Below are 23,372 nucleotides of genomic sequence, written 5' to 3'. Positions count from 1 at the left end.
CCCGACAGCAGTACGCCCCGGGTATCAGAGCTCGCCGAAGAGCAGGTTGCCCGGGGCGTCCTCGTCCTCACCCGTGTAGTACTCGCGCACCGCGTCGAGGAGCTCGTCGAGCGACAGGTACCCGTCGTGGTTCTTGTCGATCCGCTCGAAGAGGGCGTCCGCGTCGGCGGGCTCCAGCCGGGTGTCGAAGGCCAGCTGGGCCTTGTGGAACTCCTCGGGGCTGATGTGGCCGTCCCCGTTGGTGTCGACGACGGTGAGGATCGCCTTCATCATCGGCCGGAAGGACTTCTCGTACGCCGGGCCGCCGTCCTTGTAGAGGCGGGTCATCCCGTCCCGGTACTGCGCCGGCGTCAGCTTCTGGTCCCCGCCCGCGCCCAGCTCGTTGAAGAGGTCCACCCAGAAGTCGGTGAGCCCGCGGAACACCTCGGCCGCCCTGGGGGAGTCGGCGGGCTCGGCCAGCGCCGTCAGCAGCCGGGAGCCGAGCGCGATCATGTCCTTCTCGTCGATCACGCCGTTGCCGTCGGCGTCCAGGTGCGCGAACGCGCGCTCCAGCTTCCGGTCGAGCAGGTCGGTCGTCATGGGCGGACGCCTTTCACGGTGACGGTGGGCATGCGGTCGATCGCCCAGAGTAGTGCAACCTTCCGGCGGCCCAGCGCGTCGTACGTACGTCAGTGCGGATTGCGTACGGCGGATCGGGGGGTCAGGGTGTCTCAGGGGTGGAAGGCGCGGGGGCGGGGCGTGTCCCTCGCCACGGCCGGGGCGGCGCTCTGGCTGGCCGTCGGCGGGGTGTTCGCGGCGGCCCCCCAGGCGGCGGCCGCCACCGGTGGCTGCGCGGGCGATCTGGTCAGGACGCTGCCGCTGCCGGACGCCGAGGTGCGCGTGTACAAGAGCCGGACGCAGGTCTGCGCGGTGACCGTCGCCCTGCATCCCGGGGAGCGCCGCTACCTCGCGGTGAGCGTCCAGCCGCGCGGCGGGGTCCCCGTGGGCGACGCGGGGCAGTTCACCCGCTATGCGGGCCCCGTCACCGTCGGTGCGATCAGCCGGTGCGTGTACGTGAAGGGGGCCGTGGCGGCCGGATCGGTGGAGTCCGGCTGGATCCTGTGCTGACGCAGCGGCCCAACCGGTACTGTTCACAGGCGTGTTGATCCCGCTAGGTTCACGGCGACCACCAGTGGACTGAATGGGGAGAGTGCATGCGCAAGACCCTTGGCCGGCTGCTGCCGCTCGCGGTGCTCATCGGCACCTTCGGCTCGGCCGGTCTCACGGCGCAGGCGGCCACCGCCGCCGAGCCGTCCGCCGCCGCGCCGACCACCGCCGGGCAGGGCGCCACCGCGGACATCAAGGACCGGATCCTCGCCGTCCCGGGCATGAGCCTGATCGAGGAGAAGCCCTACCCGGGCTACCGGTTCTTCGTGCTGGACTACGAGCAGCCGATCGACCACCGGCAGCCGTCGAAGGGCACCTTCAAGCAGCGCATCACCCTGCTGCACAAGGACGAGTCCCGGCCGACCGTGTTCTACACCTCCGGCTACAACGTCAACACGAACCCGCGCCGCGCCGAGCCGACGACCATAGTCGACGGCAACCAGGTGTCCATGGAGTATCGGTTCTTCAACCCGTCCCGCCCCGATCCGGCGGACTGGTCGAAGCTGGACATCTGGCAGGCCGCCAGCGACCAGCACCGCATCTTCACCGCCCTGAAGAAGATCTACACCAAGAACTGGCTGGCCACCGGAGCCAGCAAGGGCGGGATGACGGCGACGTACTTCGAGCGCTTCTACCCCCGCGACATGGACGGCGTCGTCGCCTACGTCGCGCCCAACGACGTGGTCAACAAGGAGGACTCGGCCTACGACCGGTTCTTCACCAAGGTCGGCACCAAGGAGTGCCGCGACAAGCTGGCGGCCGTCCAGCGCGAGGCCCTGGTCCGCCGCGAGCCGCTGGAGGCCAAGTACGAGGAGGCCGCAGCCGCCAACGGCTGGACCTTCAACACCATCGGCAGCCTGGACAAGGCCTTCGAGGCCGTCGTCCTCGACTACACCTGGGCCTTCTGGCAGTACAGCCTGCTCTCCGACTGCGGCACCCTGCCGGACGCCAAGACCGCGTCCGACCAGCAGATCTGGGACAGCGTCGACACCATCTCCGGCTTCTCGGCCTACACCGACCAGGGCCTGGAGACGTACACGCCGTACTACTACCAGGCCGGCACCCAGCTCGGTTCGCCCGACATCAAGCAGCCCTGGCTCAAGGGCCTGAGCCGCTACGGCTACCAGCCGCCGCGCGACTTCGTGCCCCGCGACATCCCCATGACCTTCCAGCCGGGGGCCATGGCGGACGTGGACAACTGGGTGCGGAACAACGCCCACCAGATGCTGTTCGTGTACGGGCAGAACGACCCGTGGGGCGCCGAGCCCTTCCACGTCGGGTACGGGGCGACCGACAGCTACGTGATGATCGCTCCGGGCGCCAACCACGGGGCCAACGTCTCCAAGCTCCAGGACGGAGAGAAGGCCCTGGCCACCGCGCGGATCCTCCAGTGGGCCGGAGTGGCCCCCGCCGCGAACGCGTTCAGCACCCGGAAGGCCGCACCGCAGGCGGCCCCCCTGGCCAAGCCCGACCCGCAGCTCGACCAGACCGACCTGCGCCGCGACTCCCTGCGGCCGTAGCGGTCCCCACCGGGCCGCGGGCCGGGGTACGTCAGTACGCCAGCCCGTGGCCCAGCGGGTAGCGGCCCGGGACGGGCACCGGCAGGCGGCCGGCCGGCCGCCGCGCCCCCGCCAGCACCCGGGCCGCGGCCCGCAGTTCCACGTCCGTCCAGCCGTACGTGGCCACCTCCGCCGCACAGTCCGGCAGCCGCGCCGGGTCGTACGGGTTGCGGATCGCCACCAGCACCACCGGGACGCCCGTCGCGATCAGGTCCGCCACCAGCGTCCGCTGCGGACCGGCCCCCTCGGGGACGTTGTACGTGCACACCAGCACCGCCGCGTTGCCCGGTGCGGCCGCCGCGGCCCGCTCCGGGGCCAGCGCCTGCGCCCGGCAGCCCAGGGCCGTCAGCTCCCGCGCCAGGACCGCCGTGGGCGGTCCCGTCGTCCCCGTGGGGGAGGCCGGGTCGGCGCCGGTCACCAGCAGCCGGGGACCGGCCGACGCGTCCAGGGGGAGCAGCCCGCGCGGGTTGGCCAGCAGGGTGGTCGTCCCGGCCGCGACCAAGTCGGCGGCCGCCAGGTGCTCCTCGGTGCCCACCGCCGCGTCCACCCGCTCCTCGTCGGCGTACGGGTCGTCGAACAGGCCCCGGCGGGCCTTGACCTCCAGGATCCGCAGCACCGACTCCTCGACCCGCTCCCGCGTCAGCTCGCCCGACCCGACCGCCGCCAGCACGCTGCGGTACGCCAGCCCCAGGTCGGGCGCGTTCAGCAGCTGGTCGCAGCCCGCCTTGAGGGCCAGGACCGGTACCCGGTCGTCCCCGTACTTCTGGCGGACCCCGGCCATGTCGAGGGCGTCGGTCACCACCACCCCCCGGAAGCCCAGGCGTTCGCGCAGGATGCCGGTCACGATCGGCCGCGAGAGGGTCGCAGGGTCCCCCGAGGGATCGAGCGCGGGGAAGACGATGTGCGCCGTCATCACCACGTCCGCGCCGGCCCGGACCGCCGCCCGGAACGGGGGCTCGTCCAGCTCCTCCCACTGGGCGCGGCTGTGCCGCACCACCGGCAGCCCGACGTGGCTGTCGGTCTCGGTGTCCCCGTGCCCCGGGAAGTGCTTCGCCGTCGCGGCCACCCCCGCCCCCTGGTAGCCGCGCACCTGGGCGGCCGCCAGCTCCGCCACCGCGCGCGGGTCGGAGCCGAAGGACCGGACGCCGATCACCGGGTTGGCCGGGTTCACGTTCACGTCGGCGACCGGCGCGTAGTCCTGCCGGATGCCCAGCGCGGCCAGCTCGGCCCCCGCCACCCGGGCCGCCCGGCGGGCGTCGGCGGGGGAGCCGCCCGCGCCGAGCGCCATCGCCCCGGGGAACAGGGTCGCGGGGCGGCCGATCCGGGCGACCGCGCCGTGCTCCTGGTCGACGGAGAGCAGCAGCGGGACCCCGGCCCCGGAGCCGGCCGCGGCCCGCTGGAGGCCGTTGGACAGGGCGGCGATCTGCCGCGGGGAGCGGGTGTTGTGCGCCCAGGCGAAGTAGACGACGCCGCCCAGGTGGTAGCGGGCCACCAGTTCGGCGGCGGTCCGCACCCCGAACTGGGCCCGGTTCAGCTCCGCGTCCGCCGGGTCGGGATCGGTCGCCGAGTGCCCGTAGACCCGGGACACGAACAACTGCCCCACCAGCTCGGGCAGCCCCATCGAGGCCACCAGGGCGCGCAGCCGCTCCCGGTCCGGGCGGCCGCCCGGAGGGCTTTCGGGCGGGCGGGGGTCGTCGGGGGTGCGGCGGGGGCCCACGGCGGAGGAGGCGGCGCCGGCGGCCGTGGCGGCGGCCATGGCCGCGGCGGCGAGCAGGGACCGGCGGGAGGCGTGGTACGGCACCCCCGGGACCCTACTCCCGGACCGCGCCCCGCGTCCCCGGGACACCCGCGGCGTCCCCCGGAAGCAGGCCGGACACGGCCGGCCAGTGCTCCCGGAGGGTGCGCACGGTCTCGGTGATCGCCGGCCGGCGGGAGGCGCCCGTCCGCCACAGGGCGTACAACCGGCGTACGGGGACCGGCTCCAGGGGGACGGCCACCGCGCCGGGAGGCAGCGGGCCCGTGCCCAGCCGGGGCACGATGGCGATCCCGAGCCCGGCCGCGACCAGCGCGACGATCGTGTGGTTCTCCTCGGCCATGTGCGCCACGTCCGGCTCGAACCCGGCCGTGCGCAGGGTCCGCATCAGCCAGTCGTGGCAGACCCGCCCCGGCGGCTGGCAGACCCACCGCTGACCGCCCAGGTCCGCCCTGCGGAGCTGGCGCCGGGCGGTGAAGGGGTGGCCCGCGGGGACCACCAGGTCGCAGCGGTCGTCGCCGATCAGCGCGTGCTCCACGCCCTCGGGCGCGGGCAGCGGGGCGATGTCCCAGTCGTGGGCCACCGCCAGGTCGGTGACGCCCCGGGCCACCAGGTCCACCGAGAGGTGCGGGTCCACCTCCGTGAGGCGCACGTCCAGCGCCGGATGGCGGGCGGCGAGGTCGGCCAGGACCCCCGGCAGCAGCCCGCGCGCCGCCGAGGCGAAGGCGGCCACCGTCAGCAGCCCGCCGGGCCGGCCGCGCCGCTCCTCCAGGGTGGTCTCGGCCCGCTCGACGATGGCCAGCAACTCCCGTGCCGTCTCGGCCAGGTGGCGGGCCTCCTCGGTGAGGGCCACCCCGCGCCCGCGCCGCTCCAGCAGGGTGGTGCGGGTCTCCCGCTCCAGCTTGCCGATCTGCTGCGAGACGGCGGAGGGGGTGTAGCCGAGGGCGGCGGCCGCGGCGGCGACGGAGCCGTGGACGGAGACGGCGTGCAGGGCGCGCAGCCGGGGCAGGTCGAGCATCCGCCCATCGTAGGGACGCGGGACGGGAACCGTAAGCAGTGCTTCATCCGTAGCGGAAGAGATCCGCGCTGGTGCTACATCGTCGGGGCCCCGATGCTCGGAGCATGCGTCCCGTACACACCGCTCTCGCCGTACTCGTCGCCGCCGTCTGGGGGTTCAACTTCGTCGTCATCCAGATCGGGCTCGGCCACTTCCCGCCGCTGCTGCTGTCCGCCCTGCGCTTCCTCGTCGCCGCGCTGCCCGCCGTGTTCTTCGTGGGGCGGCCCAAGGTCGCCTGGAAGTGGATCGTGGGGGTCGGCGCGGCCCTGGGCATCGCCAAGTTCGGTCTGCTGTTCACCGGCATGGCCGCCGGGATGCCGGCCGGGCTGTCCTCGCTGGTGCTCCAGATCCAGGCCGTGTTCACCGCCGTCCTCGCCGCCGCCGTGCTGCGCGAGCGGCCCGGGCGGGTGCGGATGCTGGGCATGGCCGTGGCGCTGGCCGGGATCGCCGTCGCCGCCGTGGAGCGGGGCCTGTCCGGCCCGGCGACCGGGTTCACGCTGGTCGTGGCGGCCGCCGCCTGCTGGGGCGTGTCCAACGTGCTCACCCGCAAGGCCGCGCCGCCCGACGCGCTGAACTTCATGGTGTGGGTGTGCACGGTCCCGGTGGTGCCGCTGCTCGTGCTGTCGCTGCTGACGGAGGGGCCCGAGCGGGACCTGGCCGCGCTGCGGGCCCTGGACTGGTCCGGGGCGGCCGTCATCGGCTACGTCGCCTGGGTGTCCACGGTGTTCGGCTTCGGCGCCTGGGGATACCTGCTGCGCCGCTACCCGGCCTCCGCCGTGGCGCCGTTCTCCCTGCTGGTACCGGTGTTCGGGATGTCCTCGGCCGCGCTGGTGCTCGGGGAGTCCGTCTCGGGGCTGCGCTGGCTGGCGGCCGTGCTGCTGGTCGGCGGCGTGGGGCTGACCTCGCTGGCGCCGGCGGGAGGGAAGCGGGGTGCGGCGGCCGTCGGCGCTGCCCGCGCGGGGGCGGCCGCCGCCGGCCCCGCCCGCTGAGGGCGGACCCGGCGGCGGCCGGCCCGCTCCGGTGACGGCGGCCGCCGGCGGACGCGCGCCCGGGCCGGCGGGCTCCGCCGCCGCTACTTCTTGCCGCCGCCGAGGATCTGGCCCAGCAGGTCGCCGAGGCCGCCGCCCTCCGCTGGGGCGGCGCCCGGGGCCGGGGCGCCCGCGGCGGGCGCGCCCCTGCCGGCGGCACGCTTGGCGAAGACGGCCAGCAGGACGGGGATCAGCATCTCGATGACCCGGGCGACGGTCGCGGCGGGGATGCCCGTCTTCTTCGACACCGCCTCGGCGACCGGCTTGCCGACCTTGCTCAGGACGCCGGCCATCATCCCGCCGCCGAGCAGCCCGCCGAGCCCGCCGCCCAGGGTGGACACGCCCTGGAGGGGCAGCTGGGCCGCTTCCGCGACGGCCTGGCGGACCTCGTCGTCCCCGCCCTCCGCCTTCTCCTGGAGGCCGCCCGTCATCGCGCCGGCGGTTTCGGTGACGACCGCGCGGGCGCCGTCGGCGTCGGTGCCGAGCAGACCGGCGATCTCCTGGAGCCGGTCGTCACCGAGCTCGTGCATCACGTCGTCCTGGAAGGAAGATTCGCTCATGCCGGGAACGCTACGTGTGCGGGGGTTTATCGGCATCTCAGAGCGACCTCCGGAGCACCGTCGGTAACGGAAAGGTAAAGCTGTGATTCCGCATGCAACCCTTCGCGCCGTACGCGGGTCGTACGGTGCGTCGGGACTTCCGGGAGGGGATCCGGGGGGATCGGGAAGTCCGACGAGGGAGGGGTAACCGTGAGGGGGTCCGGCCGCGAGGCCGGACCCCCTTTCGTTCGTCCACAGGGGCGGCCCGCTGTCGGCGCGGGACGGTAGCTTCGTGCCATGGCGAACAACGGGGCGGGGCAACCGGCGGTGGTCGAGGGGGTGCTGGAGCGCATCACCTACGCCAACGAGGACAGCGGCTACACGGTCGCCCGGGTCGACACGGGCCGGGGCGCCGGCGATCTGCTGACGGTCGTCGGCTCGCTGCTGGGCGCCCAGCCCGGCGAGTCCCTGCGCATGGAGGGCCGCTGGGGCTCGCACCCGCAGTACGGCAGGCAGTTCAGCGTCGAGAACTACACGACGGTCCTGCCCGCCACCATCCAGGGCATCCGGCGCTACCTGGGCTCCGGCCTGATCAAGGGCATCGGGCCGAGGATCGCCGACCGGATCGTGGAGCACTTCGGCACCGACACCCTCGACGTCATCGAGGCCGAGCCGAAGCGGCTGATCGAGGTGCCGGGCCTGGGCCCCAAGCGGACGAAGCTGATCGGCGCCGCCTGGGAGGAGCAGAAGGCCATCAAGGAGGTCATGGTCTTCCTCCAGGGCGTCGGGGTCTCCACCTCCATCGCCGTCCGCATCTACAAGAAGTACGGGGACGCCTCCATCTCGGTGGTGCGCAACCAGCCGTACCGGCTCGCCGCCGACGTCTGGGGCATCGGCTTCCTCACCGCCGACCGCATCGCCCAGGCCGTCGGGATCCCGCACGACAGCCCCGAGCGGGTCAGGGCCGGGCTCCAGTACGCCCTGTCCCAGTCCGCAGACCAGGGCCACTGCTTCCTCCCCCAGGAGCGGCTCATCTCCGACGGGGTGAAGCTGCTCCAGGTGGACACCGGGCTGGTCATCGACTGCCTGGCCGACCTCGCCGCCGATCCGGAAGGGGTCGTACGGGAGTCCGTGCCCGACCCCCAGGGCGGCCCGGACCCCCTCACCGCCGTGTACCTGGTCCCCTTCCACCGGGCCGAGCTGTCGCTGGCGGGCCAGGTCCGCCGGCTGCTCAACACCGAGGAGGACCGGATGCCCGGCTTCCGGGACGTGGACTGGGAGAAGGCCCTGGGCTGGCTCGCGGCCCGGACCGGGGCCGCCCTCGCCCCCGAGCAGCGGGACGCGGTCCGGCTGGCCCTGACCCGCAAGGTCGCCGTCCTCACCGGCGGGCCGGGGTGCGGGAAGTCCTTCACCGTGCGCTCCATCGTGGAGCTGGCCCGGGCCAAGAAGGCCAAGGTGGTCCTCGCCGCCCCCACCGGCCGGGCGGCGAAGCGGCTGTCCGAGCTCACCGGCGCCGAGGCCTCCACCGTGCACCGGCTGCTGGAGCTGAAACCGGGCGGGGACGCCGCCTACGACCGGGACCGGCCGCTGGACGCCGACCTGGTCGTGGTCGACGAGGCCTCGATGCTGGACCTGCTGCTCGCCAACAAACTGGTCAAGGCGGTGGCCCCCGGGGCGCACCTGCTGCTGGTCGGCGACGTGGACCAGCTCCCCTCCGTCGGCGCCGGCGAGGTGCTGCGGGACCTGCTCGCCGAGGGCGGGCCGGTGCCCGCCGTCCGGCTGACCCGGATCTTCCGGCAGGCCCAGCAGTCGGGCGTGGTCACCAACGCCCATCGCATCAACACCGGGGTGCCGCCCCTCACCGACGGCCTGCCGGACTTCTTCCTCTTCCCCGAGGAGGACACGGAGGCGGCGGGAGTGCTCGCGGTGGACGTGGCCGCCCGCCGGATCCCCGCCAGATTCGGGCTCGACCCGCGCCGCGACATCCAGGTGCTGGCGCCCATGCACCGGGGCCCGGCCGGCGCGGGCCACCTGAACGGCCTGCTCCAGCAGGCCATCACCCCGGCCAGGCCGAACCTGCCTGAGAAGCGGTTCGGCGGCCGGGTCTTCCGTGTGGGTGACAAAGTCACGCAAATCAGGAACAACTATGAGAAGGGCGCCAATGGCGTCTTCAACGGGACCGTCGGCGTGGTGACCGCTCTCGACCCGGACGAGCAGCGCTTGACGGTCCGTACGGAGGAGGACGAGGAGGTGGGGTACGAGTTCGCGGAGCTGGACGAGCTGGCGCACGCCTACGCCGTCACCATCCACCGCTCCCAGGGGAGTGAATATCCGGCGGTCGTGATCCCGGTCACGACCGGGGCTTGGATGATGCTCCAGCGGAACCTGCTCTACACCGCTGTGACCAGGGCGAAGAAACTCGTCGTCCTGGTCGGGTCGCGCAAGGCCCTCGGACAGGCCGTGCGGACCGTTTCCGCAGGCAGGAGGTTCACGGCGGTGGCGGCACGGCTCGCCGGACGGATACCGGTGGGAAACATCACCTAGATGATCGATCATTTGGGTTCCCACAAGTGCCGCGCGCAAGGCAGGATGTGCAGGTTGACGGCACTCAGTGCCGTCAAAAAGACCAAAGGCCGACCCCGAGTGCACTCTCCTGCGCCAAATGGGGGAAGGTAGAGGCAGTCAGGGCACCTCGAAGAAGAGGCACTACGTCGGTGAGGGATGACGTGAGCGACAACTCTGTAGTACTCCGGTACGCGGACGGCGAATACACCTACCCGGTGATCGAAAGCACCGTCGGTGACCAGGGCTTCGACATCGCGAAGCTGAGGGCCCAGACCGGGCTCGTCACTCTGGACAGCGGCTACGGCAACACCGCCGCGTACAAGTCCGCGATTACCTACCTCGACGGTGAGCAGGGCATCCTGCGCTACCGCGGCTACCCGATCGAGCAGCTGGCGGAGCGCTCGACCTTCATCGAGGTCGCCTACCTCCTGATCAACGGTGAGCTGCCGACCGTCGACCAGCTCGCGTCGTTCCGCAACGAGATCACCCAGCACACCCTGCTGCACGAGGACGTCAAGCGGTTCTACGACGGCTTCCCGCGCGACGCCCACCCGATGGCCATGCTGTCCTCGGTCGTCAGTGCGCTGTCCACCTTCTACCAGGACAGCCACAACCCGTTCGACGAGAAGCAGCGCCACCTCTCGACGATCCGCCTGCTGGCCAAGCTCCCGACGATCGCGGCCTACGCGTACAAGAAGTCGGTCGGCCACCCGGTGGTCTACCCGCGTAACGACCTCGGTTACGTCGAGAACTTCCTGCGCATGACCTTCTCCGTGCCGGCCCAGGAGTACGAGCTCGACCCGGTCGTGGTCTCCGCGCTCGACAAGCTGCTGATCCTGCACGCGGACCACGAGCAGAACTGCTCGACCTCCACCGTCCGTCTGGTCGGCTCCTCGCAGGCGAACATGTTCGCCTCGATCTCCGCCGGCATCTCGGCCCTGTGGGGCCCGCTGCACGGTGGCGCCAACCAGTCCGTCCTGGAGATGCTCGAGGGCATCAAGAAGGACGGCGGCGACGTCGACGCCTTCATCCGCAAGGTGAAGAACAAGGAGGACGGCGTCCGCCTGATGGGCTTCGGGCACCGCGTCTACAAGAGCTTCGACCCCCGGGCGAAGATCATCAAGGCTGCGGCGCACGACGTCCTCTCGGCGCTCGGCAAGAGCGACGAGCTGCTGGACATCGCGCTCAAGCTGGAGGAGCACGCGCTCGCCGACGAGTACTTCGTCTCGCGCAACCTCTACCCGAACGTGGACTTCTACACCGGTCTGATCTACCGGGCCATGGGCTTCCCGACCGAGATGTTCACCGTGCTGTTCGCGCTCGGCCGCCTGCCCGGCTGGATCGCCCAGTGGCACGAGATGATCAAGGAGCCCGGCTCCCGCATCGGCCGTCCGCGCCAGATCTACACCGGCGAGGTCCTGCGCGACTTCGTCCCGGTCGAGGCCCGCTGAATCTGAGCCCCCAGGGCCCGGACACGCGAAAAGCGCCCCGCCGTCGATCCCCCCACGGGTCGACGGGCGGGGCGCTTCCCTTTCCCCGGCGGCGGATTCCCCCCACGGGACCCGCGCCGGGGCGTCGGTGTGTGCCGGGACCCGTTCGGGTCGGGAGGGCCGCTCAAGGCTTCCCGAGGGCACGCGTCCCGGCCGGCGAATGCCGCGGACGTCCCCCAAGACCTCCGTGAAACATCCCCCAAGATGTTTCTGGCATCGCCCCATTAGACCCGGGACGACCCCGGATGGTTACGTTGTCATCACTGTGATCTGCGTCTCCAGTGAAGGAGATGTGGAGGCCTCGAGGAGGAGGCCCCGTCGAGGAGGCCCCGAGGAGGCCCTCCCTCAGCGGAACGAGCGCAGCCGCAGGCTGTTGGTGACGACGAAGACCGAGGAGAAGGCCATCGCGGCCCCCGCGATCATCGGGTTGAGCAGGCCCGCCGCGGCCAGCGGCAGCGCCGCCAGGTTGTAGCCGAAGGCCCAGAACAGGTTGCCCTTGATGGTGGCCAGCGTCCGGCGCGAGAGCCGGATGGCGTCGGCCGCCACCCGCAGGTCGCCCCGTACGAGGGTCAGGTCGCCGGCCTCGATGGCGGCGTCGGCGCCGGTCCCCATCGCCAGGCCCAGGTCGGCCCGGGCCAGGGCGGCCGCGTCGTTGACCCCGTCGCCGACCATCGCGACCGTACGGCCCTCGGCCTGGAGCCGGCGGACGACGTCCACCTTGTCCTGCGGGAGCACCTCGGCGATCACCTCGTCGATGCCCACCTCCCGGGCCACCGTCTCGGCCACCGCCCTGTTGTCGCCGGTCAGCAGGACCGGGGTCAGGCCGAGGGCCCGCAGCCGGGCCACGGCCTCGGCGCTGGTCGGCTTCACGGCGTCGGCCACGGTCAGCACCCCGCGGGCCTCGCCGTCCCAGGCGACCAGCACCGCCGTGCTGCCGGCGGCCTCGGCGGCCGCCCCGGCCCGGGCGAGGGCGCCGGACACGGTGACGCCCCGCTCGGCCAGCAGCCGTTCGCGCCCCACCAGCACGGAGCGGCCCTCGACCACCCCCCGGACGCCCAGCCCGGCGAGGTTCTCGAAGGACTCGGGGACCGGCAGCCCGCCCGCGGCCTCGGCCGCCTCGGCGGCTCCGGCGGCGACCGCCCGGGCGATCGGGTGCTCGGAGGCGTGCTCCAGGGCGCCCGCGAGCCGCAGCAGCTCCTTCTCGTCCACCCCCTCCGCGGGGTGCACCCCGGACAGGGCCATGCGGCCGGTGGTGACGGTGCCGGTCTTGTCCAGGACCACCGTGTCCACCCGACGGGTGGACTCCAGCACCTCCGGCCCCTTGATCAGGATGCCGAGCTGCGCGCCGCGCCCGGTGCCGACCATGAGGGCGGTCGGGGTGGCCAAGCCCAGGGCGCAGGGGCAGGCGATGATCAGGACGGCCACGGCGGCGGTGAAGGCGGCGGTGGCGTCGTCGGTGATCAGCAGCCAGGCGACCCAGGTGCCGAGCGCGAGCAGCAGGACGACGGGCACGAAGACGCCGGAGATCCGGTCGGCGAGCCGCTGCACCTCGGCCTTGCCGCTCTGCGCCTCCTCCACCATGCGGGCCATCCGCGACAGCTGGGTGTCGGCCCCGATCCGGGTGGCCTCCACGACCAGCCGCCCGGAGGCGTTGACGGTGGCGCCGGCGACGGCGTCCCCGACCGCCACCTCGACCGGGACGGACTCGCCGGTCAGCATCGAGGCGTCCACGGCGGAGGAGCCCTCGACGACCGTGCCGTCGGTGGCGATCTTCTCCCCGGGCCGGACGACGAACCGGTCGCCGACGGCGAGCTCGCCCACCGGGATCCGGACCTCCCGCCCGCCCCGCAGCACGGCCACGTCCTTGGCACCCAGCTCCAGCAGCGCCCGCAGCGCCGCGCCCGCCTTCCGCTTGGAGCGGGCCTCCAGGTAGCGGCCGAGCAGGATGAAGGTGACGACGCCCGCCGCGACCTCCAGGTAGAGGGCGGAGGAGCCGTCCGTGCGGGTGATCGTCAGTTCGAAGCCGTGCCGCATGCCGGTCATGCCCGCGTGCCCGAAGAACAGGGCCCACAGGGACCAGGCGTAGGCGGCCAGCGTGCCGACCGAGACCAGGGTGTCCATGGTCGCGGCGCCGTGCCGGGCGTTGGTCCAGGCGGCCCGGTGGAAGGGGAGGGCGCCCCACACCACGACGGGGGAGGCCAGGGTCAGGCAGAGCCACTGCCAGTCGTCGAACTGGAGGGCGGGCACCATCGACAGCAGGACGACGGGCAGGGCCAGGGCGGCGGACACCAGCAGCCGCTGCCGCAGTGCGGCGAGCGCGGGGTCGGCGTCGGCGTCGGCTTCGGATCGGGCCTGCGGCCCGGAGCCGGGTGCGGGCTGCGGCTCCGGCGGCGGGGGCTCCTCGGCCGTGTACCCGGTGCGGACCACCGTCGCGATGAGGTCGGCCACCTCGACGCCGTCGCCGTAGGACACGTGCGCCTTCTCGGTGGCGTAGTTCACCGTGGCGCTGACCCCGTCCATCCGGTTCAGCTTCTTCTCGATGCGGGCCGCGCACGAGGCGCAGGTCATCCCGCCGATGGTCAGCTCGACCTCCGCCGGGCCGCCGCCGGCCGCGGTTATGGGCCCCTCGTGCACTGTGCTGCTGCTCATGTCCCGCTCCGGGGGAAGGGCCGGGCCGCACGGTCCAGTCGGGGGCTGGCGGGTGCGGCCCGGCGGGGTGCTGCGGAAGGGAAGGGGCTCAGGCCCGGCCGGCGAGCTCGTACCCGGCCTCGTCCACGGCGGCGCGGACGTCGGCCTCGGCGAGCGGGGCGGCGGACACCACGGTGACCTCGCCGGTGGCGGCGACGGCCTTGACGGAGGTGACGCCCGGCAGGGCGGTCAGCTCGGCGGTCACGGCGCCCTCGCAGTGCCCACAGGTCATTCCGGTGACCTTGTACACGGTTTCCGTCACGGCGGTCATGTCGTTCTCCTATCAGGGGGTGTCTCTCTCTACCAGAGACTATACCCCTAGGGGGTATTGACCGGGTATCGAGTCGCGATCCGGCCCCCCTCCAGTGTGTGCCGGTCCGCCCGGTGGCCGCGTGCGGTCGGCGGGATCACTCCTCGCGCCGCCCCCGGTTGCCGGGCCGGCGGGCCACCCAGGCCCGGATCGTGTCGGGGAGCCAGTAGGGCTTGCCGCCCTCCACGCGGTCGGGGGCCGGAAGCAGCCCGTGCTTGCGGTAGGAGCGCACGGTGTCCGGCTGCACCCGGATATGGGCGGCGATCTCCTTGTAGGACCACAGCTGTCGGTCGCTCATCCACGACACCTCCTCGTCCACGCCCCGGGGCCGGCCGGGAGGCCGTCGGGGGAGCCGGCGCGCGGACACTGACGATCACTCGCTTTGTGCCCGGAGAACGACGGCCGGTGGAGGCGGGGGAGGGGCTGTGAACCGTCTGTGACGAAAAACCCGCGTAATCCGGATATGTGTGACACGGGCGCGACACCCGTGACCGACACGGCACGGGAGCCGCCCCGTGGACCGGGACGCGGGCGGAGGCTCAGCGGTAGAGTTCCGGCCGCTCCACCAGCCGCACCTCGGTCCGCGCACCGCTGCGCGCGGCCGCCAGCCCCGCCTCCGAGACGGCGGCGGCCGCGTACCCGTCCCAGGCGTCCGGGCCGTCCACCCGCCCCCGCGCGGCCGCCGCCACCCACCGCCGCACCTGGCGGTCGTAGGCGTCGGCGAAGCGGGTGGTGAAGTCCTGGGTGATCTCCCCGCCCCACCGGCCGCCCGACTGGACCACCATGGCGTGGCCGTCGCCGATCCGGGCGCTGCCGGACTCCCCGACCGCCTCGCACTGCACCTGGTAGCCGAACCCGCAGTTGACGAAGATCTCCACGTCCACGATCGCCCCGCCCGAGGTCTCCAGCAGCACCATCCGCGGGTCGCGCAGCCCCTCGGGCGCGGCCGAGGAGGGCGTCGGCGAGAGCACCGTCACGGCCGTGACCTCCTGGCCCAGCAGCCAGCGGGCCGCGTCCACCTCGTGCACCACGGAGTCGCTGATCAGCATGTCGCTGGTGAAGAAGGACGGCGAGGCGGCGTTGCGGTGACGGCAGTGCAGGAACAGCGGCCGGCCGATCCCGCCCCCGTCCAGCAGCTCCTTGAGCCGCTCGTACTCGGTGTCGAAGCGCCGCATGAACCCCACCTGCACCAGTCGCCTGCCCAGCCGCCGCTCCGCCTCCAGGACCCGCAGCGCCCCCTCCGGATCCGGGGTCAGGGGCTTCTCGCAGAGCACCGGAAGCTCCCGCTCCAGGGCGTGCAGAATCGCTTCCTCGTGCGCCGGGCCGGGCGAGGCGATCAGTACGGCGTCCACCCCCGGGGCGGCCACGGCCGCCGCCGGGTCCGTGAACGCGGCCGCGCCCTCCACCCGGTCCGCGACCGCCTTGACCCGCTCCCCGTCCGGATCGGCGACGGCCACCACCCGCGCCCCGCCGACCGTGTCGCCGATCCGCCGCACGTGGTCGGCGCCCATCTTGCCGGTGCCGAGGACGGCGATGCCGAGCGTGTTCATGATGTGTCTTCCTCCGGGGTCAGCGGGCGCCGCAGGAGCGCAGGTAGGCGCGGGTGCGCCGGGCGATGGGCAGCGGACGGTCGGGCGGGCACGGGTACATGTCCTGCTCCACGATCGCGAACAGCTCCACCCCGAGCCGCTGCGCCGCCGCCAGCACGGGCTCCAGCGCGGGCACTCCCGACGGCGGCTCGCACATCACCCCGCGCTCCACGGCCGGCCCGAACGGGATCCCGCCCGCCACCACTTCGGCGAGGATCCGCGGGTCCACCTGCTTGAGGTGCAGGTAGCCGATCCGCTCGCCGAAGGTCTCGATCGCCTCGACGCTGTCCCCGCCGCAGTACGCGTAGTGCCCGGTGTCCAGGCACAGGGAGACCAGATCCGGGTCGGTGGCGTCCAGGAACCGGGCCACGTTCTCCGGGGTGTCGACATGGGTGTCCGCGTGCGGGTGGACCACGATCCGCAGCCCGTACCGCTCCCGGACCTCCCGGCCCAGGCGCTCGGTCTGGGTGGTCAGTTCACGCCATTGGGCGGGGGTGAGGACCGGATCCTCCAGCATGCCGCCGGTCTTGTCGTCGCGCCAGAACGAGGGGATGACCACGAGGTGCTCCGCGCCCGTGTCCCGGGCGAGCCCGGCGATCCGCGACACGTGCGCCCAGGTCTGCTCCCAGACGGCGGGGCCGTGATGGAGTCCGGTGAAGACGGTGCCGGCGGACACCCGCAGGCCCCGCTTCGCGGTCTCGTCGGCGAGCCGGTCCGGATCGGTGGGCAGGTAGCCGTACGGGCCGAGCTCGATCCACTCGTACCCGGCGTCCGACACCTCGTCGAGGAAACGGTCCCAGGGCGTCTGCAGCGGATCCTCCGGGAACCAGACACCCCAGGAGTCCGGAGCCGAACCGATGCGGATACGGGTCAACGCGGGCGGGGAGGAGGTCATGACGGCCACCTTAGGGTGCGAGGTCCGAGGGGAAAGGGAGGACGAGTGGGAGTGGGAGGAGCGGCCGACGTGACCACGGGGGACGCAGGGGACGGGGCCGGGGACGGGTCCGCGTACGACCTCATCACGATGGGGCGGATCGGGGTGGATCTCTACCCCCTGAAGACGGGGGTACCGCTCGCGGAGGCCGACACCTTCGGGAAGTTCCTCGGCGGCTCGCCGGCGAACGTCGCCGTCGCCGCCGCCCGGCTCGGGCGGCGCACGGCCGTGATCAGCCGCACCGGCGCGGACCCCTTCGGGGCGTATCTGCGCGGTGAGCTGCGGGGGTTCGGGGTCGACGACCGGTGGGTGGGGGAGGTGGCGCGCTACCCGACGCCCCTCACCTTCTGCGAGGTCTTCCCGCCGGACCGCTTTCCGCTCTACTTCTACCGGCTCCCGAAGGCGCCCGACCTGGAGATCGAGCCCGGCGAGATCGACCGGGAGGCGGTCCGGGCCGCGCGGGTGTTCTGGATGACCGGTACGGGTCTCAGCGCCGAGCCGAGCCGCGCCGCGACCCTGGCCGCGCTGGAGGCCCGCTCGAAGTCCGGTACGACCGTCTTCGACCTGGACTGGAGGCCGATGCTGTGGGACGGCGACGCGCCGCGGCCCTGGTACGGGCGGGCGCTCGCCCTGGCGACGGTGGCCGTCGGCAACACCGAGGAGTGCGCGGTCGCCACGGGCGAGAGCGAGCCGTACGCGGCCGCGCGGGCGCTGCTTGCCGCCGGGGTGGAGCTGGCGGTGGTCAAACGGGGGCCGGAGGGGGTGCTCGCCGTCCACCGGGACGGGACGGCGGTGGAGGTCCCGCCGGTGCCGGTGACGGTGGTCAACGGGCTGGGAGCCGGGGACGCGTTCGGCGGGGCCCTGTGCCACGGGCTGCTGGCGGGCTGGGAGCTGGAGCGGGTCCTGCGGTACGCGAACGCGGCGGGGGCGATCGTCGCCTCGCGGCTGGCGTGTTCGACGGCGATGCCGTTCCCGCACGAGGTGGAGGAGGTGCTGGGCCGTGCCGGTGCTGTCTGAGACGGGGATGGAGTGGACGAGGCTGCGGGTCCTCGACCTCGCGCCCGGGGAGACGTACGCGCACGACTGCGGGGACGCGGAGTGGATCGTGCTCCCGCTGTCGGGCAGCTGCGAGGTCCGCTGCGCGGAGCGGTCCCCCACCCGCCCTTCCCCCGTTCCCCGGGGCTCCGCCCCGGACCCCGCGCCGCAAACGCCGGCGGGGCCGGAAGATCCGGCCCGCTCGGCGTCCGAGGCGCGGGGGTCTGGGGGCGGAGCCCCGAGGGGGCCGGGGGCGGAGCCCCCGGTTTCGGGAAGGGGCGGGGTGGGGGAGGGTCCCGCAGGGAGCTTTCGGTTGCGGGGCCGCGGCTCGGTGTTCGACGGGCCGACCGACTTCGTCTACCTGCCGAGGGACGCCCGCGCCCGCCTGACCGCCGCCGCGGGCGGCCGGTTCGCGCTCGTCGGGGCGCGGTGCGAACGCCGCCTGCCGCCCCGGTACGGCCCCGCCGCGGCCGTGCCCGTCGAGCTGCGCGGCGCCGGGCAGTGCTCGCGCCAGGTGCACAACTTCGCCGCCGCCGACGCCTTCCCCTGCGACCGGCTCATCGCCGTCGAGGTGCTCACCCCCGGCGGCAACTGGTCCTCGTACCCGCCCCACAAGCACGACGAGCACCACCCGGGCGAGGAGTCCCGCCTGGAGGAGGTCTACTTCTACGAGATCGCCCCGCACGGCGACACGCCCGGCGTCGGCTACCAGCGCGTGACGCCCTCGGCCGCCGGGAAGACCGACGTGCTCGCCGAGGTCCGTTCGGGTGACGTCGTCCTCATCCCCGACGGCTGGCACGGCCCGTCCATCGCGGCGCCCGGCCACGACATGTACTACCTGAACGTGATGGCCGGCCCGGACGCGACGCGGGAGTGGCTGATCCGCGACCATCCCGACCACGCGTGGATTCGCGGGGCGTGGGCGGGGCAGGAGGTCGATCCCAGGCTCCCGCTGCACCGGCCCCAACCCCCCGCCCCCCGTCCCGAGGAGGAGACCCCGTGACCGCGCCGCGCAGCGTCCGGCTGACCACCGCCCAGGCGCTCGTCCGGTTCCTGAGCCGCCAGTACACCGAGCGCGACGGCCGCACACAGCGGCTGATCGCCGCCACCTGGGGGATCTTCGGGCACGGGAACGTCGCCGGCGTCGGGCAGGCCCTGCTGGAGAGCGGGCCCGGGGCCATGCCCTTCCTCCAGGGACGCAACGAACAGGCCATGGTGCACGCCGCCGTCGGGTACGCGCGCCAGCGCGGCCGGCTCTCGGCGCACGCGGTGACCACTTCCATCGGCCCCGGCGCGACCAACCTGGTCACCGGGGCCGCCCTCGCCACCGTCAACCGGATCCCCGTCCTCCTGCTGCCGGGGGACACCTTCGCGACCCGGCCCGCCGACCCGGTGCTCCAGCAGCTGGAGGTCCCTTACGCCGGGGACGTCTCCGTCAACGACACCCTGCGGCCCGTCTCCCGGTACTTCGACCGGATCAACCGGCCCGAGGCCCTGGTCCCGGCCGCCCTCCAGGCGATGCGGGTGCTCACCGACCCGGTGCAGACCGGCGCCGTCACCCTCGCGCTGCCGCAGGACGTGCAGGCCGAGGCGTACGACTGGCCCGAGGAGTTCTTCGCGGAGCGGGTCTGGGCGGTGCGCCGCCCCCGGCCCGGCACCGCCGAGCTGCGGGCCGCCGCCGAGGCGGTTCGGCGGGCCCGCCGACCCCTGATGGTCGTCGGCGGCGGCATCCGGCACAGCGGGGCCGAGGAGGCGCTGCGGGCCTTCGCCGGGGCCACCGGCATCCCCGTCGCCGCCACCCAGGCCGGCAAGGGCGCCCTGCGCCACGACCACCCCGCCGAGGTGGGAGCCGTCGGCCACACCGGCACCGCCACCGCCGACGACCTGGCCCGCGCCGCCGACCTGGTCATCGCGGCCGGGACCCGGCTGACCGACTTCACCACCGCCTCCTCGACCCTCTTCCAGGACCCCGGCGTCCGCTTCCTCGGCCTCAACCTCGACCCGTACGACGCCCACAAGCAGGCCGCCCTCCCGCTGGTCGCGGACGCCCGCGAGGGCCTGGACGCCCTGCGCGCCGAGCTGGCCGGCCACCGGGTGGACCCCGCGTACGAGCAGACGTACCGCAGGGCCAAGGGCTACTGGGAGGCCCTGGTGGACCAGGCCTTCCACGCCCCCGACGAGGACGCCGTCCCCACCCAGGCGCAGGTGCTCGGCGCCCTGGACGCCGTCGTGGACGACACCGACGTGATCGTCAACGCGGCCGGCTCGCTCCCGGGCGACCTGCACCGGCTCTGGCGGGCCCGGTCCCCGTACCAGTACCACGTCGAGTACGGGTACTCCTGCATGGGCTACGAGATCCCGGGTGCCCTCGGGGCGGCCCTGGCGGCCCCGGACCGGCCGGTGTGGGCGCTCGTCGGCGACGGCTCGTACCTGATGAACCCGACCGAGATCGTCACCGCCGTCCAGGAGGGCGTCCCGCTCAGGGTGGTCATCCTCGACAACCACGGCTACGCCTCCATCGGCGGCCTCTCGGACGCGGTCGGCGGCGAGGGCTTCGGCACGGCGTACCGCTTCCGGGGCCCCGGCGGCGCGTACACGGGCGACCCCCTCCCGGTGGACCTGGCGGCCAACGCCGCCTCCCTCGGAATGGCCGTGATCCGTACCCGCACCATCGGTGACCTGCGAAAAGCCCTGGCCGAGGCGCGCGGGGCCGACCGTCCCACATGTGTCTACGCACAGACCCGAACACCCGACACTGTGTCGGGCCCACCCCCGGCACAGGCGTGGTGGGATGTTCCCGTGGCCGAGACCGCGACCCGTGCGTCGGCGGCCCAGGCCCGCGAAGAGTACGACCGGCAAGCCGCGCAGCGACGTCGCCATCTGTGAAGGAGCAAGCATGAAGACCGTCAACCACTGGATCGGTGGCAAGACCGTCGAGGGCGCGTCGGGCAACTACGGCCCGGTCACCGACCCGGCCACCGGCGAGGTCACCACGCAGGTCGCCCTGGCCTCCGCCGAGGAGGTCGACGCGGCGGTACAGGTCGCCAAGGAGGCCTTCCTGTCCTGGGGCCAGTCCTCGCTGGCCGCCCGCACCAAGGTGCTGTTCGCCTACCGCGCCCTGCTGGACGCCAACCGCGACGCCATCGCCGAGCTGATCACCGCCGAGCACGGCAAGGTGCACTCCGACGCGCTGGGCGAGGTCGCCCGCGGCCTGGAGATCGTCGAGCTGGCCTGCGGGATCACCACCCAGCTCAAGGGCGAGCTGTCCACGTCCGTGTCCAACCGCGTGGACGTGGCCGCCATCCGCCAGCCGCTCGGCGTGGTCGCGGGCATCACCCCGTTCAACTTCCCGGCCATGGTCCCGATGTGGATGTTCCCGCTGGCCGTGGCCTGCGGCAACACCTTCATCCTCAAGCCGAGCGAGAAGGACCCGTCGGCCGCCAACAAGCTGGCCGAGCTGGCCACCGAGGCCGGCCTCCCGGCGGGCGTGCTGAACGTCGTCCACGGTGACAAGGTCGCCGTCGACGCCCTCCTCTCCCACCCGGACATCTCCGCCGTCTCCTTCGTCGGCTCCACGCCCATCGCCCGCCACATCCACACCACCGCCTCCGCCAACGGCAAGCGGGTCCAGGCCCTGGGCGGCGCCAAGAACCACATGCTGGTGCTGCCGGACGCCGACCTCGACGCCGCCGCCGACGCGGCCGTCTCCGCCGCCTACGGCTCCGCCGGCGAGCGCTGCATGGCCATCTCGGCCGTCGTCGCGGTCGGCGCCATCGGCGACGCCCTCGTCGAGAAGATCCGCGAGCGCGCCGAGAAGATCAAGATCGGCCCCGGCAACGACCCGGCGTCCGAGATGGGCCCGCTGATCACCGCCGCCCACCGCGACAAGGTCGCCTCGTACGTCAAGGGCGCCGCCGACCAGGGCGCGGAGGTCGTCCTCGACGGCACCGGCTACACGGTCGACGGCCACGAGAACGGCCACTGGATCGGCCTGTCCCTCCTCGACCACGTCAAGACCGACTCCGACGCCTACCGCGACGAGATCTTCGGCCCGGTGCTGTGCGTGCTGCGCGCCGAGACCTACGAGGAGGGCGTGGCCCTCATCAACGCCTCGCCGTTCGGCAACGGCACCGCGATCTTCACCCGCGACGGCGGCGCGGCCCGCCGCTTCCAGCTGGAGATCCAGGCGGGCATGGTCGGCGTCAACGTGCCGATCCCGGTGCCGGTGGGCTACCACTCCTTCGGCGGCTGGAAGGACTCGCTCTTCGGCGACCACCACATCTACGGCAACGACGGCGTCCACTTCTACACGCGCGGCAAGGTCGTCACCACCCGCTGGCCCGACCCGTCCGAGGACCACGCGGGCGTCGACCTCGGCTTCCCCCGCAACCACTGACGCCTTCCGCCGTACCCCTTGTGCGCGCCCCTGAGCGCGCCCCCGGACAGCAGGAACCCCCGGCCCACCCTCACCGGCCGGGGGTTCCTGCCGTACGCGGTCAGCGCGCCCCCGCCAGGTCCGGTACGGGTTCCGCCGCCTGCGGGGCCGCGCGGCGGCGCCTGCGCAGGACGAGGAGGGCGACGCCCGCGGCGGCCAGGAGCAGGAGCGTGCCCGCCGCGGGCCAGGGGACGGCCAGGAACTCCGTACCGGCCCGCGCGTCCAGGCCGGGGTAGGCGGCGGCGCCGGCCCTGACCTCCACCTCCACCCGGTCCAGCTGGGGGGAGTCCGGCCACGGTTCGCTCAGCGTGATCCGCTGGCCGGGCAGCAGCGCCGGCTGCGGGCCGCGGGCGGGCCGCTCCAGCACCCGGCGCCCGAACAGGCCGCGCGCCGAGACCGCCACCTTCGGCTCGACCACCACGTTGCCCCGGTTGACCAGGGTGTAGGTGATGGTGGCGCGGGCGCCCTTGGTCCAGGGCACGAGCGGCGCGCCGCGGGCGACCCGTACGTCCTCCACGCTCAGCGCCGGGGTCAGCGGACCCGGCACCCTCAGGTACAGCCGGGCGCCCACCTGGCGCTTCACCCCGACCTGCACCCTGCCGTCCCGCTGGATCCCCTCGACCTGCGTGTTCAGCGCGACGATCCCGCCCACGTGGTCGCCCGGGGCCGCGTCCTGGGGGACCTTGACCGTGAAGGGGATGTCCTTGCGGCCCTTGGGCGGCACGGTGACGGTGCCCGCCGCCTCCGGCCCCAGCGCGATCCAGGCGCCGACGTCCCGGGGCTTCGCCTCGGCGGGCAGGAGGGCGAACGCGCCCCCCGAGGGGGTGTTCACCGCGTCCGTGGCGAAGACCTGGAAGGTCAGCTCCCGGTCCGAGGAGTTCAGGAGCGTCACGCTGTCGCCGATGGCGGCTCCGGCGGCGCCCTGGTGGAAGAAGTACGCCCGGTCGGTCGTCGCCGCACCGGCCGGCGGTGTCGGGAAGACGCCCCAGGTGCCGTTGTCCGCGGCCGCGGCGGGGCCGGCGGGGAGCAGCAGCAGCCCGCACAGGCCGAGGAGGAGGGTGCGCAGGACGGTCGTGCGCAGGCGCATGGGCGGTCTTCTCCAGGGTCGGGGCGGGAGAGCGGGGAGGGTGGTGGGGGGGGGGGGGGGGGGCCCCCCCCCCGGGGGGGGGGGGGGGGGGGGGGTGGTCGAGTAAGGAACCCCCCCCCGGGGGGTGTGGGGGCCAAAAAAACGCCGCCGCCGGGGC

19 protein-coding genes are annotated in these 23,372 nt (G+C 73.6%); 9 read left to right on the top strand and 10 right to left on the bottom strand.

Annotation, left to right across the window (positions count from 1 at the left end; translation table 11 throughout):
* Nucleotides 1-24 precede the first annotated feature (24 nt).
* The gene (locus ACIRBY_RS29100; RefSeq protein WP_403905969.1) at nucleotides 25-579 is read right to left on the bottom strand and encodes an EF-hand domain-containing protein; all 555 of its coding nucleotides are present in this window, start codon (nucleotides 577-579) and stop codon (nucleotides 25-27) included.
* Between the two features lie 159 nt (nucleotides 580-738).
* On the opposite strand from ACIRBY_RS29100, the gene ACIRBY_RS29095 reads away from it, so the two are divergent.
* Both ACIRBY_RS29095 and ACIRBY_RS29090 read left to right on the top strand, forming a co-directional pair.
* A complete protein-coding gene (locus ACIRBY_RS29095) occupies nucleotides 739-1,107 on the top strand; it encodes a hypothetical protein (RefSeq protein ID WP_403905967.1) in 369 nt (122 codons plus the stop codon).
* 86 nt (nucleotides 1,108-1,193) lie between these two features.
* Entirely contained in the window at nucleotides 1,194-2,666 is a 1,473-nt protein-coding gene (locus ACIRBY_RS29090; protein WP_403905965.1) for an aminopeptidase, read from the top strand.
* A gap of 31 nt (nucleotides 2,667-2,697) precedes the next feature.
* Here the strand turns inward: ACIRBY_RS29090 and ACIRBY_RS29085 are convergent, their stop codons facing one another.
* On the bottom strand, nucleotides 2,698-4,461 hold the full coding sequence (locus tag ACIRBY_RS29085; RefSeq protein ID WP_403906266.1) for a glycoside hydrolase family 3 protein: 1,764 nt from the start codon (nucleotides 4,459-4,461) through the stop codon (nucleotides 2,698-2,700).
* A 55-nt stretch (nucleotides 4,462-4,516) separates the two neighbouring features.
* Nucleotides 4,517-5,476 (bottom strand): LysR substrate-binding domain-containing protein, encoded by a 960-nt coding sequence (locus ACIRBY_RS29080; RefSeq protein ID WP_403905963.1) that lies wholly within the window; start codon nucleotides 5,474-5,476, stop codon nucleotides 4,517-4,519.
* 104 nt (nucleotides 5,477-5,580) lie between these two features.
* On the opposite strand from ACIRBY_RS29080, the gene ACIRBY_RS29075 reads away from it, so the two are divergent.
* Nucleotides 5,581-6,504: an EamA family transporter gene (locus ACIRBY_RS29075; RefSeq protein WP_403905961.1), complete on the top strand. Its 924-nt coding sequence runs from the start codon at nucleotides 5,581-5,583 to the stop codon at nucleotides 6,502-6,504.
* A gap of 83 nt (nucleotides 6,505-6,587) precedes the next feature.
* Here the strand turns inward: ACIRBY_RS29075 and ACIRBY_RS29070 are convergent, their stop codons facing one another.
* On the bottom strand, nucleotides 6,588-7,103 hold the full coding sequence (locus ACIRBY_RS29070; protein WP_403905958.1) for a DUF937 domain-containing protein: 516 nt from the start codon (nucleotides 7,101-7,103) through the stop codon (nucleotides 6,588-6,590).
* A 276-nt stretch (nucleotides 7,104-7,379) separates the two neighbouring features.
* Between ACIRBY_RS29070 and ACIRBY_RS29065 the strand changes: the two genes are divergently transcribed.
* Nucleotides 7,380-9,626, top strand: coding sequence for an ATP-dependent RecD-like DNA helicase (locus ACIRBY_RS29065; RefSeq protein WP_403905956.1), 2,247 nt, complete (start codon nucleotides 7,380-7,382; stop codon nucleotides 9,624-9,626).
* Nucleotides 9,627-9,808: 182 nt separating this feature from the next.
* The gene (locus ACIRBY_RS29060) at nucleotides 9,809-11,098 is read left to right on the top strand and encodes a citrate synthase (RefSeq protein WP_079427070.1); all 1,290 of its coding nucleotides are present in this window, start codon (nucleotides 9,809-9,811) and stop codon (nucleotides 11,096-11,098) included.
* A 384-nt stretch (nucleotides 11,099-11,482) separates the two neighbouring features.
* Here the strand turns inward: ACIRBY_RS29060 and ACIRBY_RS29055 are convergent, their stop codons facing one another.
* The 5 genes from ACIRBY_RS29055 to ACIRBY_RS29035 all read right to left on the bottom strand — a co-directional run bounded on the left by ACIRBY_RS29055 (nucleotide 11,483) and on the right by ACIRBY_RS29035 (nucleotide 16,619).
* Complete coding sequence (locus ACIRBY_RS29055) at nucleotides 11,483-13,786, bottom strand: heavy metal translocating P-type ATPase (protein ID WP_403905951.1); 2,304 nt, start codon at nucleotides 13,784-13,786, stop codon at nucleotides 11,483-11,485.
* Between the two features lie 88 nt (nucleotides 13,787-13,874).
* Complete coding sequence (locus ACIRBY_RS29050; RefSeq protein ID WP_403905949.1) at nucleotides 13,875-14,096, bottom strand: heavy-metal-associated domain-containing protein; 222 nt, start codon at nucleotides 14,094-14,096, stop codon at nucleotides 13,875-13,877.
* 136 nt (nucleotides 14,097-14,232) lie between these two features.
* Nucleotides 14,233-14,433, bottom strand: a complete 201-nt coding sequence (locus ACIRBY_RS29045; protein ID WP_403905947.1) for a helix-turn-helix transcriptional regulator — start codon at nucleotides 14,431-14,433, stop codon at nucleotides 14,233-14,235.
* Nucleotides 14,434-14,674: 241 nt separating this feature from the next.
* Nucleotides 14,675-15,685, bottom strand: coding sequence for a Gfo/Idh/MocA family protein (locus ACIRBY_RS29040; RefSeq protein WP_403905944.1), 1,011 nt, complete (start codon nucleotides 15,683-15,685; stop codon nucleotides 14,675-14,677).
* Between the two features lie 19 nt (nucleotides 15,686-15,704).
* Nucleotides 15,705-16,619 (bottom strand): sugar phosphate isomerase/epimerase family protein, encoded by a 915-nt coding sequence (locus ACIRBY_RS29035; protein WP_403905942.1) that lies wholly within the window; start codon nucleotides 16,617-16,619, stop codon nucleotides 15,705-15,707.
* 69 nt (nucleotides 16,620-16,688) lie between these two features.
* Here ACIRBY_RS29035 and iolC point away from each other — a divergent pair, with 69 nt between their 5' ends.
* From iolC to ACIRBY_RS29015, 4 genes are read left to right on the top strand one after another with little or no spacing between them, the layout of a single operon-like run.
* A complete protein-coding gene (gene iolC, locus ACIRBY_RS29030; RefSeq protein WP_403905939.1) occupies nucleotides 16,689-17,675 on the top strand; it encodes a 5-dehydro-2-deoxygluconokinase in 987 nt (328 codons plus the stop codon).
* 7 nt (nucleotides 17,676-17,682) lie between these two features.
* Entirely contained in the window at nucleotides 17,683-18,696 is a 1,014-nt protein-coding gene (gene iolB, locus ACIRBY_RS29025) for a 5-deoxy-glucuronate isomerase (protein ID WP_403906264.1), read from the top strand.
* On the top strand, nucleotides 18,693-20,579 hold the full coding sequence (gene iolD / locus ACIRBY_RS29020) for a 3D-(3,5/4)-trihydroxycyclohexane-1,2-dione acylhydrolase (decyclizing) (RefSeq protein WP_403905936.1): 1,887 nt from the start codon (nucleotides 18,693-18,695) through the stop codon (nucleotides 20,577-20,579). The genes iolB and iolD overlap by 4 nt, the downstream gene beginning before the upstream one ends.
* Before the next feature lie 10 nt (nucleotides 20,580-20,589).
* Nucleotides 20,590-22,089: a CoA-acylating methylmalonate-semialdehyde dehydrogenase gene (locus ACIRBY_RS29015; RefSeq protein WP_403905933.1), complete on the top strand. Its 1,500-nt coding sequence runs from the start codon at nucleotides 20,590-20,592 to the stop codon at nucleotides 22,087-22,089.
* 100 nt (nucleotides 22,090-22,189) lie between these two features.
* On the opposite strand, the gene ACIRBY_RS29010 is transcribed toward ACIRBY_RS29015, so the two are convergent.
* On the bottom strand, nucleotides 22,190-23,215 hold the full coding sequence (locus tag ACIRBY_RS29010) for a WxL protein peptidoglycan domain-containing protein (protein ID WP_403905930.1): 1,026 nt from the start codon (nucleotides 23,213-23,215) through the stop codon (nucleotides 22,190-22,192).
* Nucleotides 23,216-23,372 lie beyond the last annotated feature (157 nt).

This window comes from Streptomyces sp. NPDC096136, from assembly GCF_044763325.1.
GTDB lineage: Bacteria > Actinomycetota > Actinomycetes > Streptomycetales > Streptomycetaceae > Streptomyces.
The sequence above is the reverse complement of the archived record's forward strand: the minus strand, read 5'-3'. Positions and strand labels throughout refer to the sequence as shown.